General features: G+C 60.3%; 9 protein-coding genes, 4 tRNA genes and 1 rRNA gene. All 14 read left to right on the top strand.

Features of this window, described 5'->3' with window-relative positions; genetic code table 11:
- The first annotated feature begins 250 nt into the window (after positions 1–250).
- The 14 genes from rrf (at position 251) to rpoC (ending at position 14,585) form a co-directional block, all read left to right on the top strand.
- A 5S ribosomal RNA gene (rrf, locus tag AB3X98_RS37135) occupies positions 251–364 on the top strand.
- Between the two features lie 143 nt (positions 365–507).
- Positions 508–593 (top strand) — tRNA-Tyr (locus tag AB3X98_RS37130).
- A gap of 50 nt (positions 594–643) precedes the next feature.
- Positions 644–717 (top strand) — tRNA-Gly (locus AB3X98_RS37125).
- A 32-nt stretch (positions 718–749) separates the two neighbouring features.
- A tRNA-Thr gene (locus AB3X98_RS37120) sits at positions 750–824 on the top strand.
- A 109-nt stretch (positions 825–933) separates the two neighbouring features.
- A complete protein-coding gene (gene tuf / locus AB3X98_RS37115; RefSeq protein ID WP_028371383.1) occupies positions 934–2,124 on the top strand; it encodes an elongation factor Tu in 1,191 nt (396 codons plus the stop codon).
- A 70-nt stretch (positions 2,125–2,194) separates the two neighbouring features.
- A tRNA-Trp gene (locus AB3X98_RS37110) sits at positions 2,195–2,270 on the top strand.
- A 37-nt stretch (positions 2,271–2,307) separates the two neighbouring features.
- Entirely contained in the window at positions 2,308–2,688 is a 381-nt protein-coding gene (secE, locus tag AB3X98_RS37105; protein ID WP_028208940.1) for a preprotein translocase subunit SecE, read from the top strand.
- A gap of 1 nt (position 2,689) precedes the next feature.
- Complete coding sequence (nusG, locus tag AB3X98_RS37100) at positions 2,690–3,247, top strand: transcription termination/antitermination protein NusG (protein ID WP_028208939.1); 558 nt, start codon at positions 2,690–2,692, stop codon at positions 3,245–3,247.
- A gap of 191 nt (positions 3,248–3,438) precedes the next feature.
- A complete protein-coding gene (gene rplK / locus AB3X98_RS37095) occupies positions 3,439–3,870 on the top strand; it encodes a 50S ribosomal protein L11 (RefSeq protein ID WP_069269337.1) in 432 nt (143 codons plus the stop codon).
- Positions 3,871–4,566, top strand: a complete 696-nt coding sequence (gene rplA, locus AB3X98_RS37090; RefSeq protein WP_069269336.1) for a 50S ribosomal protein L1 — start codon at positions 3,871–3,873, stop codon at positions 4,564–4,566.
- A 310-nt stretch (positions 4,567–4,876) separates the two neighbouring features.
- Positions 4,877–5,374, top strand: coding sequence for a 50S ribosomal protein L10 (rplJ, locus tag AB3X98_RS37085; RefSeq protein WP_069269335.1), 498 nt, complete (start codon positions 4,877–4,879; stop codon positions 5,372–5,374).
- A 78-nt stretch (positions 5,375–5,452) separates the two neighbouring features.
- Positions 5,453–5,827 (top strand): 50S ribosomal protein L7/L12, encoded by a 375-nt coding sequence (gene rplL / locus AB3X98_RS37080; RefSeq protein WP_027821097.1) that lies wholly within the window; start codon positions 5,453–5,455, stop codon positions 5,825–5,827.
- Positions 5,828–6,203: 376 nt separating this feature from the next.
- Positions 6,204–10,310: a DNA-directed RNA polymerase subunit beta gene (gene rpoB, locus AB3X98_RS37075; protein ID WP_069269333.1), complete on the top strand. Its 4,107-nt coding sequence runs from the start codon at positions 6,204–6,206 to the stop codon at positions 10,308–10,310.
- Between the two features lie 21 nt (positions 10,311–10,331).
- A complete protein-coding gene (gene rpoC, locus AB3X98_RS37070) occupies positions 10,332–14,585 on the top strand; it encodes a DNA-directed RNA polymerase subunit beta' (protein ID WP_069269332.1) in 4,254 nt (1,417 codons plus the stop codon).
- Positions 14,586–14,642 lie beyond the last annotated feature (57 nt).

Here is a 14,642-nt window from a genome sequence, read left to right as displayed (position 1 = left end):
AAGCGCAGTAATGCGTTAAGCTAACTGATACTAATTGCCCGTAAGGCTTGATCCTATAACAGGTGTGTTTTTAAAGACGCACGGTTGAGATCACGTGTCGGTCTACGTTAATGCTTCAGCATTTACGCAGAACCCACACTATGTGTGTTGTGCCTGAAACAACACAACCCCAATTCAGCAGCACCCTCTTTACGCTTCTTCCCGATTGGCTGTGGCGCGAACACAAAGCGCGACGCAGCAACCCGTCATGCCTGATGACCATAGCGAGCTGGTCCCACCCCTTCCCATCCCGAACAGGACCGTGAAACAGCTCCACGCCGATGATAGTGCGGATTGCCCGTGTGAAAGTAGGTAATCGTCAGGCTCCTCTACAAGCGAGACCCCGGCCCTAAAAAGCCGGGGTTTTTGCTTTTCCGCTCTCCCTATAAGTGAGAGCGTTGTGGGTTCTGCTCCGAACAAAGTGCTTGACACTTATCGGATGTTCCCCCATAATCATCAGTTCTCTGCGGAGGGGTGCCCGAGTGGCTAAAGGGGGCAGACTGTAAATCTGTTGGCTTACGCCTACGTTGGTTCGAATCCAACCTCCTCCACCAGAATTCAGCTGTAGCAGTTAGTGTTGGGTCGGCAGTAGCCGGCGAACCTCGCGGGTGTAGCTCAATGGTAGAGCAGAAGCCTTCCAAGCTTACGACGAGGGTTCGATTCCCTTCACCCGCTCCAGCGAAGCATTAAAGCGGTTCAGAGCAGTTTTCGCCCATGTGGCTCAGTGGTAGAGCACTCCCTTGGTAAGGGAGAGGTCGGCAGTTCGATCCTGCCCATGGGCACCAGCCGGTATCTAGCGGGCCTCAGAAGCCTCGCATCGAGCAGGCAGCAGCAAGCCAGTGATTGTTTGCGCGCCCCGCGCAACGTACGGAAAAATCCTCTTAGGAGTCGAAAATGGCCAAGGGTAAGTTTGAGCGGACCAAGCCGCACGTGAACGTGGGCACGATCGGTCACGTTGACCACGGCAAGACCACGCTGACGGCAGCGATCACGACGGTTCTGACCGCCAAGTTCGGCGGCGAGGCGAAGGCGTACGACCAGATCGACGCGGCGCCGGAAGAAAAGGCGCGTGGCATTACCATCAACACCGCGCACGTCGAGTACGAAACGGCTAACCGCCACTACGCACACGTCGACTGCCCGGGCCACGCTGACTACGTGAAGAACATGATCACGGGCGCGGCACAGATGGACGGCGCGATCCTGGTGTGCTCGGCCGCTGACGGCCCGATGCCGCAAACGCGTGAGCACATCCTGCTCGCCCGTCAGGTTGGCGTGCCTTACATCATCGTGTTCCTGAACAAGTGCGACATGGTCGACGACGCCGAGCTGCTCGAGCTGGTCGAAATGGAAGTGCGCGAGCTCCTGTCGAAGTACGACTTCCCGGGCGACGACACGCCGATCATCAAGGGTTCGGCCAAGCTGGCGCTGGAAGGCGACAAGGGCGAACTGGGTGAAGTGGCGATCATGAACCTGGCCGACGCACTGGACACGTACATCCCGACGCCGGAGCGTGCCGTTGACGGCGCGTTCCTGATGCCGGTGGAAGACGTGTTCTCGATCTCGGGTCGCGGCACGGTGGTGACGGGTCGCGTCGAGCGCGGCATCGTCAAGGTCGGCGAGGAAATCGAAATCGTCGGTATCAAGCCGACGGTGAAGACGACCTGCACGGGCGTGGAAATGTTCCGCAAGCTGCTCGACCAGGGTCAGGCAGGCGACAACGTGGGTATCCTGCTGCGCGGCACGAAGCGTGAAGACGTGGAGCGCGGCCAGGTGCTGGCCAAGCCGGGTTCGATCACGCCGCACACGCACTTCACGGCTGAAGTGTACGTGCTGAGCAAGGACGAAGGCGGCCGTCACACGCCGTTCTTCAACAACTACCGTCCGCAGTTCTACTTCCGTACGACGGACGTGACGGGCTCGATCGAGCTGCCGAAGGACAAGGAAATGGTCATGCCGGGCGACAACGTGTCGATCACGGTGAAGCTGATCGCTCCGATCGCGATGGAAGAAGGTCTGCGCTTCGCAATCCGCGAAGGTGGCCGTACCGTCGGCGCCGGCGTGGTTGCAAAGATCATCGAGTAAGTTTTTGCCAGTCTCGTTGATCGACTAAGTGGTTTCGGGGTTGGCGATGCCGTCAACCCCAAAATGGTTTAGGGGTATAGCTCAACTGGCAGAGCGTCGGTCTCCAAAACCGAAGGTTGGGGGTTCGATTCCCTCTGCCCCTGCCAACTTCTCGCGCCTCGGCGCGTTGTTCTTTAAGGTGTTATGGCGAATCCTTCCGTCGAAACTGTTAATACTTCCAGCGACAAGCTGATGCTTGCGGCGGGCGTATTGTTGGTTGTGGCCGGGTTCGTAGGGTTCTACTGGCTCGGTAGCCAGGAGTGGTATGTCCGCGGTGCAGCGCTCGCAGTGGGCGTGATCGCGGGGGTGGTAGTCGGTCTTCTCTCGGCGCCCGGCAAGAGCTTCATCGCGTTTGCCAAAGACTCGTACAAGGAAGTTCGCAAGGTCGTCTGGCCGACTCGCAAAGAGGCCACGCAAACGACCCTGGTGGTCTTCGGTTTTGTGCTGGCCATGGCCATCATTCTGTGGGTTTGCGACAAATCCATCGAGTGGGTGATTTTCTCGGCGATTCTGGGTTGGAAATGATATGAGCGATACACCGGCATCCCCGAGCGGAAAACGTTGGTATGTGGTGCACGCCTACTCCGGCATGGAGAAGAGCGTGCAACGTGCGCTTCAAGAGCGTATCGAACGTGCTGGCATGCAGGACAAGTTTGGCCAGATCCTCGTTCCGACTGAAGAAGTTGTCGAGGTGAAGGGCGGTCACAAATCGGTGACCGAACGTCGTTTCTTCCCGGGCTACGTCCTGGTTGAGATGGAAATGACGGACGAAACGTGGCACCTCGTGAAGAACACGGCAAAGGTGACCGGTTTCGTCGGCGGGGCGCGTAATCGCCCGAGCCCGATTTCGCCGCGCGAAGTCGAAAAGATCATGTCGCAGATGCAGGAAGGCGTTGAGAAGCCGCGCCCCAAGACCCTGTTCGAAGTCGGCGAGATGGTCCGCGTGAAGGAAGGTCCGTTCACGGACTTCAACGGCAGCGTCGAAGAAGTCAACTACGAAAAGTCGCGCGTCCGGGTCTCCGTCACCATTTTCGGTCGCGCCACACCGGTCGAACTCGAATTCGGCCAGGTCGAAAAGCTGTAAATCGAATACTACGGATCGCGCCTCGAGTGCGATCCGTTTTTCCGCGCTTACGGTCCGCGTTATGGCCGTAGAGGAGCGCCAGTAGTCCAGTCGGCTGTAGATGTCGCCAAAGCAGTTGGCACAGCGAAGATTGTGGTGAACGCGCGCTACCACTCACCAGAACGCTCACGCGTTCCAAAGAGGTTTTCAACATGGCAAAGAAAATCATCGGCTTTATCAAGCTGCAGATTCCTGCAGGTAAAGCCAATCCGTCGCCGCCGGTCGGCCCGGCACTGGGTCAGCGCGGCCTGAACATCATGGAGTTCTGCAAGGCGTTCAACGCGCAGACTCAAGCCATGGAGCCGGGTCTGCCGGTTCCGGTCGTGATCACGGCATTCGCGGACAAGAGCTTCACGTTCATCCTGAAGACGCCGCCGGCTACGGTTCTGATCAAGAAGGCAGCGAAGGTCGACAAGGGTTCGGCCAAGCCGCACACCGACAAGGTCGCTACGATCACCCGCGCGCAAGCCGAGGAAATCGCCAAGACCAAGATGCCGGACCTCACGGCAGCCGATATGGACGCAGCGGTCCGCACGATCGCTGGCAGCGCCCGCTCGATGGGCATTATCGTGGAGGGCGTGTAAATGGCTAAGGTTTCGAAGCGTCAAAAGGCACTGGCTGCCAAGATCGACCGCCAAAAACAGTACCCGATCGGCGATGCACTGTCGCTCGTGAAGGAATGCGCCACGGCGAAGTTCGACGAGTCGATCGACGTTGCAGTGCAGCTCGGCATCGATGCGAAGAAGTCGGACCAGGTCGTTCGCGGCTCGGTCGTTCTGCCCGCTGGTACCGGCAAGTCGGTCCGCGTCGCAGTGTTCGCGCAAGGTGAAAAGGCTGAACAAGCCAAGGCAGCAGGCGCAGAGATCGTCGGTATGGAAGACCTCGCCGAGCAGATCAAGGGCGGCAACCTGAACTTCGACATCGTGATCGCTTCGCCGGACACGATGCGCGTCGTCGGTACGCTCGGTCAGATCCTTGGCCCGCGCGGCCTCATGCCGAACCCGAAGGTCGGCACCGTGACGCCGGACGTGGCGACCGCGGTCAAGAACGCGAAGGCTGGTCAGGTGCAATTCCGTGTCGACAAGGCCGGTATCATCCATGCCACGATCGGCCGTGCATCGTTCGAGCCGACCGCGCTGCGCACCAACCTGGACGCGCTCCTCGACGCGCTGACCAAGGCGAAGCCGGCAACGAGCAAGGGCGTGTACCTGCGCAAGATCGCTGTCTCGAGCACGATGGGTGTTGGCGTTCGCGTCGACCAGACGTCGCTCGCAGCGTAATGGTTTTGCCGCGCTGAGGCCCGAGAGGGCGGCAGCGCGGATTTAAAGGGCTTTGGGCGGTTGTGCAGCGGCAGTAAGCGCGGTGCAACCGGTTGTCAAAGACCGTTGGCGGAAGTGCAGCAGTTGGGTGCTTCCTTAATGCAAAGCCAACGCAGATGGCGAACCCGAAAAGGTTTTGAAGTGCTGATGTGAGCGGATGCAGGCGGTAACGCCTGACTATGCAAACTGATTTACTCCGGACTGGTCGGTCGCCGTTGTTGAACGCGGCACATGATGCGAAAGCGAAGTGTGTCGAATCTGGAGGTTAACCGTGCCACTGAACAAAGAAGGTAAGCAGGCCGTCGTGGCTGAAGTCTCCGCGCAAGTCGCGAAGGCTCAGACCATGGTGCTGGCCGAGTATCGTGGAATCGCGGTTGGCGATCTGACCAAGCTGCGCGCGAAAGCGCGTGAGCAGCAGGTGTACCTCCGCGTGTTGAAGAACACGCTGGCGCGTCGCGCTGTCGAAGGTACCCCGTTTGCTCCGCTGGCAGAGCAGATGACTGGCCCCCTGATCTACGGCATCTCGGAAGATGCAATTGCTGCTGCGAAGGTCGTCAATGACTTCGCGAAGGGCAATGACAAGTTGGTCATCAAGGCTGGTTCCTACGAAGGCAAGGTGATGGACGTGGCAGGCGTGCAAGCGCTGGCCAACATCCCGAGCCGCGAAGAACTGCTCTCGAAGCTGCTGTTCGTTATGCAAGCTCCTGTTTCCGGCTTCGCGCGTGCTCTGGCCGCGCTGGCGGAGAAGAAGCAAGCAGAAGCTGCCTGATTTCAGGCAGACGAACGAGCAAGAGCAAGCGAGAAAGATCGCTAGCTGTTTCCGAATTCAAATCTGGAGTAATTTCAAATGGCAATCGCAAAAGAAGACATCCTCGAAGCCGTTGGCTCGATGTCGGTTCTTGAACTGAACGAACTGGTCAAGGCGTTCGAAGAGAAGTTTGGCGTGTCGGCAGCTGCTGTGGCAGTCGCTGGCCCGGCAGGCGGCGGCGCTGCTGCTGCTGCTGAAGAGCAGACCGAATTCACGGTCAACCTGCTCGAAGCCGGCGCAAACAAGGTTTCGGTCATTAAGGCCGTTCGCGAACTGACGGGTCTCGGCCTGAAGGAAGCGAAGGACCTGGTCGACGGTGCACCGAAGCCCGTGAAGGAAGCGGTGCCCAAGGCTGCTGCTGAAGAAGCGAAGAAGAAGCTGGAAGAAGCCGGCGCGAAGGCTGAAATCAAGTAAGTTTCAGCGCGCTGTGCGAAGGCTGGCGGTTTTTACACCGCCGGCCTTTTTGTGCTTTGTGGGTTCTGCGTTTTTGTGTTCGATTTTTTAGAAGTCGGAGGCGGGATGCGGGACCCAGAAGCCAAAGAAAAACGTCTTTCGCCGGGTGAGTGCCTCAAGGGCACGATCCTTGCGCACGACGCTTCTCTTTGTCTTCTGAAGCGACTGCAGAAGGCAAGTTTGGTCGGGCAGCGGGCACGTTATGACAAGCCGAAATCCGTTGCCGTCAGCCAGCGGTTGGTAGAGGCCAACCACCAAGCTTCCAGGGCTCGCGAAGCCATCGGGTCTCAGTCGGTGAACACTCGGGTCGTCCTACCCGCCGTGATTCGGAGATCGTATGCACTATTCCTTCACCGAGAAGAAGCGTATTCGCAAGAGTTTCGCGAAACGCCCCATCGTTCACCAGGTTCCTTTCCTGCTGGCTACCCAGCTTGAATCATTCAGCACATTCCTGCAAGCAGAAACGGCGACCGCACAACGCAAACCGGAAGGTCTGCAGGCAGCGTTTTCGTCCGTTTTTCCTATTGTTTCCCATAACGGCTTTGCTCGTCTAGAGTTCGTCAGCTACATGCTGTCGTCGCCGGCATTCAACATCAAGGAATGCCAGCAACGCGGCTTGACGTACTGCTCGGCGCTGCGCGCCAAGGTCCGTCTCGTCCTGCTCGACAAGGAATCGCCGAGCAAGCCGGTCGTGAAGGAAGTGAAGGAGCAGGAAGTGTACATGGGCGAAATTCCGCTCATGACGCCGACTGGTTCGTTCGTCATCAACGGCACCGAGCGTGTCATCGTCTCGCAGCTGCATCGCTCGCCTGGCGTGTTCTTCGAACACGACAAGGGCAAGACGCACAGCTCGGGCAAGCTGCTCTTCTCGGCCCGTATCATTCCTTACCGCGGTTCGTGGCTCGACTTCGAGTTCGACCCGAAGGACGTGCTGTACTTCCGCGTCGACCGTCGCCGCAAGATGCCGGTCACGATCCTGCTGAAGGCTATCGGCCTCACGCCGGAACAGATCCTCGCAAACTTCTTCGTGTTCGACAACTTCACGCTGATGCCGGAAGGCGCGCAGATGGAGTTCGTGCCGGAGCGTCTGCGCGGTGAAGTCGCGCGCTTCGACATCAGCGATCGCGAAGGCAAGGTCATTGTCCAGAAGGACAAGCGGATCAACGCGAAGCACATTCGCGATCTCGAAAGCGCGAAGACGACGTACATTTCGGTCCCCGAAGATTATCTGCTCGGCCGCGTTCTCGCGAAGAACGTCGTCGACGGCGACACGGGCGAAGTGATCGCGAACGCGAACGACGAGATCACGGAAAGCGTGCTCGAGAAGCTGCGCGAAGCGAAGATCAAGGACATCCAGACGCTCTACACGAACGATCTGGACCAGGGTCCGTACATCTCGTCGACGCTGCGTATCGACGAAACCGCCGACAAGATGGCCGCGCGCATCGCGATCTACCGCATGATGCGTCCGGGCGAGCCGCCGACCGAAGAAGCGGTCGAGGCGCTGTTCAATCGCCTGTTCTACAGCGAAGAAGCGTACGACCTCTCGAAGGTGGGTCGTATGAAGTTCAACCGCCGCGTCGGCCGTGACGAAATCGTCGGCCCGATGACGCTGCAGGACGACGACATCCTCGCGACCATCAAGATCCTCGTCGAGCTGCGCAACGGCAAGGGCGAAGTGGACGACATCGACCACCTCGGCAACCGTCGCGTGCGTTGCGTGGGCGAACTCGCGGAAAACCAGTTCCGCGCGGGTCTCGTGCGCGTCGAGCGTGCAGTGAAGGAACGCCTCGGCCAGGCCGAAAGCGAAAACCTGATGCCGCACGACCTGATCAACTCGAAGCCGATTTCGTCGGCGATTCGCGAGTTCTTCGGTTCGTCGCAGCTGTCGCAGTTCATGGACCAGACCAACCCCCTCTCGGAAATCACGCACAAGCGTCGTGTTTCCGCACTGGGCCCGGGCGGTCTGACGCGTGAGCGCGCAGGCTTCGAAGTGCGCGACGTGCACCCGACCCACTACGGCCGCGTGTGTCCGATCGAGACGCCGGAAGGTCCGAACATTGGTCTGATCAACTCGCTCGCACTGTACGCGCACCTGAACGAATACGGCTTCCTCGAAACGCCGTATCGCAAGGTGGCAGACGGCAAGGTGACCGACCAGATCGACTACCTGTCGGCGATCGAAGAAGGCCGTTACGTGATCGCTCAGGCGAACGCGGCAGTGGCTGAAGACGGCACGCTGACCGACGAACTGGTTTCGTCGCGTGAAGCGGGCGAAACGCTGATGGTCACGCCGGACCGCATCCAGTACATGGACGTGGCGCCGTCGCAGATCGTCTCGGTTGCAGCCTCGCTGATTCCGTTCCTCGAGCACGACGACGCGAACCGTGCACTGATGGGCTCGAACATGCAGCGTCAGGCCGTGCCTTGCCTGCGTCCGGAAAAGCCGGTCGTCGGTACGGGTATCGAGCGCACGGTTGCGGTCGACTCGGGTACGACGGTTCAGGCGCTGCGTGGCGGCGTGGTCGACTACGTCGACGCAGGCCGTATCGTGATTCGTGTGAACGACGACGAAGCGGTTGCTGGTGAAGTGGGTGTGGACATCTACAACCTCATCAAGTACACGCGTTCGAACCAGAACACGAACATCAACCAGCGTCCGATCGTGAAGATGGGCGACAAGGTTGCGCGCGGCGACGTGCTGGCTGACGGCGCATCGACCGATCTGGGCGAGCTCGCGCTCGGCCAGAACATGCTGATCGCGTTCATGCCGTGGAACGGCTACAACTTCGAAGACTCGATCCTGATCTCGGAGAAGGTGGTTGCGGACGACCGTTACACGTCGATCCACATCGAAGAACTGAATGTCGTTGCACGCGACACGAAGCTCGGGCCGGAAGAAATCACGCGCGACATTTCGAACCTCGCGGAAGTGCAGCTTGGCCGTCTCGACGAGTCGGGCATCGTGTACATCGGCGCGGAAGTCGAAGCGGGCGACGTGCTCGTGGGCAAGGTCACGCCGAAGGGCGAAACCCAGCTCACGCCGGAAGAAAAGCTGCTGCGCGCGATCTTCGGCGAGAAGGCTTCTGACGTGAAGGATACGTCGCTGCGCGTGCCCTCGGGCATGAGCGGTACGGTCATCGACGTGCAGGTGTTCACGCGTGAAGGCATCCAGCGCGACAAGCGTGCACAACAGATCATCGACGATGAACTGAAGCGCTATCGCCTCGACCTGAACGACCAGCTGCGCATCGTGGAAGGCGACGCGTTCCAGCGTCTCGCACGCATGCTCGAAGGCAAGGTCGCGAACGGCGGTCCGAAGAAGCTCGCGAAGGGCACGAAGATCGAGCGCGCGTACCTCGAAGATCTGGATCACTACCACTGGTTCGACATCCGCCTCGCGGACGAAGAAGCAGCGGCGCAGCTCGAAGCGATCAAGAACTCGATCGAAGAGAAGCGTCACCAGTTCGATCTGGCCTTCGAAGAGAAGCGCAAGAAGCTCACGCAAGGCGACGAACTGCCGCCGGGCGTGCTGAAGATGGTCAAGGTGTACCTCGCGGTGAAGCGCCGTCTGCAGCCTGGCGACAAGATGGCAGGCCGTCACGGTAACAAGGGTGTGGTGTCGAAGATCGTTCCGATCGAAGACATGCCGTACATGGCCGATGGCCGTCCGGCAGACGTCGTGCTGAACCCGCTCGGCGTGCCGTCACGGATGAACGTGGGTCAGGTTCTCGAAGTGCACCTGGGCTGGGCCGCGAAGGGTCTGGGCTGGCGTATCGGCGAGATGCTTGCGCGTCAGACGAAGGTTGCAGAGCTGCGTGAATTCCTCACGAAGATCTACAACGAATCGGGCCACAAGGAAGACCTCGATAGCTTCAGCGACGACGAGATCCTCGAACTCGCGAAGAACCTGCGCGAAGGCGTGCCGTTCGCAACGCCGGTGTTCGACGGTGCGACCGAAGAGGAAATGGGCAAGATGCTCGATCTGGCGTTCCCGGACGACGTCGCCCAGAACCTCGGCATGACGCCGTCGAAGAACCAGGTGCGTCTGTACGACGGCCGCACGGGCGAGATGTTCGAACGTACGGTCACCGTGGGCTACATGCACTACCTGAAGCTGCATCACCTTGTCGACGACAAGATGCACGCGCGTTCGACGGGTCCGTACTCGCTCGTTACGCAGCAGCCGCTGGGTGGTAAGGCGCAATTCGGTGGTCAGCGCTTCGGTGAAATGGAAGTGTGGGCGCTCGAAGCGTATGGCGCTTCGTATGTGCTGCAGGAAATGTTGACGGTGAAGTCCGATGACGTGACGGGCCGGACGAAGGTGTACGAAAACCTCGTCAAGGGCGACCACGTGATCGACGCGGGCATGCCGGAATCCTTCAATGTGCTGGTGAAGGAAATCCGCTCGCTCGGCATCGACATCGACCTCGACCGCAACTAATCGGACTACGGAGAGAAGGCAATGAAAGCTCTGCTCGATCTATTCAAGCAAGTCCAACAAGAAGAAGTTTTTGACGCGATCAAGATCGGTCTGGCCTCGCCGGACAAGATCCGCTCGTGGTCGTTCGGCGAAGTGAAGAAGCCGGAGACGATCAACTACCGTACCTTCAAGCCGGAACGGGATGGTCTGTTCTGCGCGAAGATCTTCGGGCCGATCAAGGACTACGAGTGCCTGTGCGGCAAGTACAAGCGCCTGAAGCACCGTGGCGTGATCTGCGAGAAGTGCGGCGTTGAAGTCACGCTGGCGAAGGTGCGTCGCGAACGCATGGGCCACATCGAGCTGGCCTCGCCGGTCGCGCACATCTGGTTCCTGAAGTCGCTGCCGTCGCGTCTGGGCATGGTGCTCGACATGACGCTGCGCGACATCGAGCGCGTGCTGTACTTCGAGGCATACGTGGTGATCGAACCGGGCATGACGCCGCTGAAGGCGCGTCAGATCATGACCGAAGAGGATTACTACAACAAGGTCGAGGAATACGGCGACGAATTCCGTGCCGAAATGGGCGCGGAAGGCGTGCGTGAACTCCTGCGCGCGATCAACATCGACGAGCAGGTCGAAACGCTGCGCACCGAGCTGAAGAACACCGGCTCGGAAGCGAAGATCAAGAAGTACGCGAAGCGCCTGAAGGTGCTCGAGGCCTTCCAGCGTTCGGGCATCAAGCCCGAATGGATGGTGCTCGAAGTGCTGCCGGTGCTGCCGCCCGAACTGCGTCCGCTGGTGCCGCTGGACGGTGGCCGTTTCGCGACTTCGGACCTGAACGATCTGTATCGCCGCGTCATCAACCGTAACAACCGTCTGAAGCGTCTGCTCGAGCTCAAGGCGCCGGAGATCATCGTCCGCAACGAAAAGCGGATGCTCCAGGAAGCGGTTGACTCGCTGCTCGACAACGGTCGTCGCGGCAAGGCGATGACGGGCGCGAACAAGCGTCCGCTGAAGTCGCTCGCCGACATGATCAAGGGTAAGGGCGGCCGCTTCCGTCAGAACCTGCTGGGCAAGCGCGTGGACTACTCGGGCCGTTCGGTCATCGTGGTGGGTCCGACGCTCAAGCTGCACCAGTGCGGTCTGCCGAAGCTGATGGCGCTCGAACTCTTCAAGCCGTTCATCTTCAACAAGCTGGAAACGATGGGCGTTGCCACGACCATCAAGGCTGCGAAGAAGGAAGTCGAGAACCAGACGCCGGTGGTGTGGGACATCCTCGAAGAGGTGATCCGCGAGCACCCGGTGATGCTCAACCGTGCGCCGACGCTGCACCGTCTTGGCATTCAGGCTTTCGAGCCGGTGCTGATCGAAGGTAAGGCAATCCAGCTGCACCCGCTCGTTTGCGCGGCGTTCAACGCCGACTTCGACGGTGACCAGATGGCTGTTCACGTTCCGCTGTCGCTCGAAGCGCAGATGGAAGCGCGTACGCTCATGCTCGCGTCGAACAACGTCCTGTTCCCGGCCAACGGCGATCCGTCGATCGTGCCGTCGCAGGATATCGTGCTGGGCCTGTACTACGCCACGCGTGAAGCGATCAACGGCAAGGGCGAAGGCATGACGTTCACGGGCGTGTCGGAAGTGCTCCGCGCGTACGAGAACAAGGAAGTCGAGCTGGCCTCGCGCGTGAACGTGCGTATTACCGAAATGGTCCACAACGAGGACAAGTCGGAGGGCGCACCGGCATTCGTGCCGAAGATCTCGCTGTACGCAACGACCGTTGGCCGCTCGATCCTGTCGGAAATTCTGCCGCCGGGTCTGCCGTTCTCGGTGCTGAACAAGCCGCTGAAGAAGAAGGAAATTTCGCGTCTGATCAACACCGCGTTCCGCAAGTGCGGTCTGCGCGAAACGGTGATCTTCGCTGACCAGCTGATGCAGTCGGGCTTCCGCCTGGCAACGCGCGCCGGTATTTCGATTTGCGTGGACGACATGCTCGTGCCGCCGCAGAAGGAAACCATCGTCGGCGAAGCCGCGAAGAAGGTGAAGGAGTACGACCGTCAGTACATGTCGGGTCTCGTCACCGCGCAGGAACGCTACAACAACGTGGTCGACATCTGGTCGAACACGTCGGAAGCGGTCGGCAAGGCGATGATGGAGCAGCTCGCGACGGAACCGGTGATCGACCGCGACGGCAAGGAAACGCGTCAGGAATCGTTCAACTCGATCTACATGATGGCCGACTCGGGCGCGCGGGGTTCCGCAACGCAGATTCGCCAGCTCGCGGGTATGCGCGGCCTGATGGCGAAGCCGGACGGCTCGATTATCGAAACGCCGATTACCGCGAACTTCCGCGAAGGTCTGAACGTGTTGCAGTACTTCATCTCGACCCACGGTGCACGTAAGGGTCTGGCTGATACGGCACTGAAGACCGCGAACTCGGGTTACCTGACGCGTCGTCTCGTCGACGTGACCCAGGATCTCGTGGTCGTCGAGGACGATTGCGGCACGTCGAACGGCGTGGCGATGAAGGCCCTCGTGGAAGGCGGTGAAGTCGTCGAAGCGCTGCGCGACCGTATTCTCGGCCGTGTTGCGGTGGCGGACGTCGTCAATCCGGAAACGCAGGAAACGATCTACGCTTCGGGCGACCTGCTCGACGAAGACGCGGTCGAAACGATCGAAAGCCTCGGCATCGACGAAGTGCGCGTGCGCACGCCGCTCACCTGCGAAACGCGTTATGGCCTGTGCGCAGCCTGCTATGGCCGCGACCTCGGCCGCGGCTCGCGCGTGAACGTCGGCGAAGCCGTCGGCGTGATCGCGGCACAGTCGATCGGCGAACCGGGCACGCAGCTCACGATGCGTACGTTCCACATCGGTGGTGCGGCGTCGCGTGCGGCAGTGGCCTCGTCGGTGGAAGCCAAGTCGAACGGTACCGTGCGCTTCACGGCGACGATGCGTTACGTCACGAATGCGAAGGGCGAGCAGGTCGTCATCTCGCGTTCGGGCGAAGCCATCATTGCCGACGATCACGGCCGCGAGCGCGAGCGTCACAAGGTGCCGTACGGCGCGACGCTGCTGCAGCTCGATGGCGCAGCGATCAAGGCCGGCACGCAGCTCGCAACGTGGGATCCGCTCACGCGTCCGATCATCACCGAGTACGGCGGTACGGTGAAGTTCGAGAACGTCGAGGAAGGCGTGACCGTGGCCAAGCAGATCGACGACGTCACGGGTCTGTCGACCCTCGTCGTGATCGACGTGAAGCGCCGCGGTTCGCAGGCGGCGAAGAGCGTGCGTCCGCAGGTCAAGCTGCTCGACGCGAACGGCGACGAAGTGAAGATCCCGGGCACGGAGCATTCGGTGCAGATCGGCTTCCAGGTCGGCGCACTGATCACCGTGAAGGACGGTCAGCAGGTGCAGGTCGGTGAAGTGCTCGCACGTATCCCGACCGAAGCCCAGAAGACGCGTGACATTACCGGTGGTCTGCCGCGTGTGGCGGAACTGTTCGAAGCACGTTCGCCGAAGGACGCAGGTATCCTGGCGGAAGTCACGGGTACGACGTCGTTCGGTAAGGACACGAAGGGCAAGCAGCGTCTCGTTATCACGGACCTCGAAGGCAATCAGCACGAGTTCCTGATCGCGAAGGAAAAGCAGGTGCTGGTCCACGACGGTCAGGTCGTCAACAAGGGCGAAATGATCGTGGACGGCCCGGCCGATCCGCACGACATCCTGCGTCTGCAGGGTATCGAAGCGCTGTCGCGTTACATCGTGGACGAAGTGCAGGACGTGTACCGTCTGCAGGGCGTGAAGATCAACGACAAGCACATCGAAGTGATCGTGCGTCAGATGCTGCGTCGTGTGCAGATCACCGACAACGGTGATACGCGCTTCATCCCGGGCGAGCAGGTCGAGCGTTCGGACATGCTGGACGAAAACGACAAGATGAACGCCGAGGACAAGCGCCCGGCAACGTACGAGAACGTGCTGCTCGGTATTACGAAGGCATCGCTCTCGACCGATTCGTTCATCTCGGCGGCATCGTTCCAGGAAACGACCCGCGTGCTGACCGAAGCGGCGATCATGGGCAAGCGCGACGATCTGCGTGGCCTGAAGGAAAATGTGATCGTCGGTCGTCTGATTCCTGCTGGTACGGGTCTCGCCTTCCACAAGGCGCGCCGTGCGAAGGAATCGTCGGATCGCGAGCGTTTCGACCAGATCGCAGCGGAAGAAGCGTTCGAGTTCGGTACGCCGGAAACCCCGGCCGCCGAGCCGCAGCCGCAACAGCCGCATACGACGGACGAGTAAGCGCGGGGCGGCGCAAGCCGCCTTTCGCTGCGGGCTCCCATGCCCTCGCAAAAGCCG

Origin of the sequence: Paraburkholderia sp. BR14312, from assembly GCF_040948675.1 — a bacterium.
Classification (GTDB): Bacteria; Pseudomonadota; Gammaproteobacteria; order Burkholderiales; family Burkholderiaceae; genus Paraburkholderia; species Paraburkholderia nodosa_A.
This window is presented reverse-complemented; position numbering and strand designations above follow the sequence as displayed.

Bases quoted from the DNA above. Each gene is read 5' to 3' on its own strand.
- rplA (WP_069269336.1), top strand. From the start codon at position 3,871: ATGGCTAAGGTTTCGAAGCGTCAAAAGGCACTGGCTGCCAAGATCGAC.
- rpoB (WP_069269333.1), top strand. From the start codon at position 6,204: ATGCACTATTCCTTCACCGAGAAGAAGCGTATTCGCAAGAGTTTCGCG.
- tuf (WP_028371383.1), top strand. From the start codon at position 934: ATGGCCAAGGGTAAGTTTGAGCGGACCAAGCCGCACGTGAACGTGGGC.
- rplK (WP_069269337.1), top strand. From the start codon at position 3,439: ATGGCAAAGAAAATCATCGGCTTTATCAAGCTGCAGATTCCTGCAGGT.
- rpoC (WP_069269332.1), top strand. From the start codon at position 10,332: ATGAAAGCTCTGCTCGATCTATTCAAGCAAGTCCAACAAGAAGAAGTT.
- nusG (WP_028208939.1), top strand. From the start codon at position 2,690: ATGAGCGATACACCGGCATCCCCGAGCGGAAAACGTTGGTATGTGGTG.
- rplL (WP_027821097.1), top strand. From the start codon at position 5,453: ATGGCAATCGCAAAAGAAGACATCCTCGAAGCCGTTGGCTCGATGTCG.
- secE (WP_028208940.1), top strand. From the start codon at position 2,308: ATGGCGAATCCTTCCGTCGAAACTGTTAATACTTCCAGCGACAAGCTG.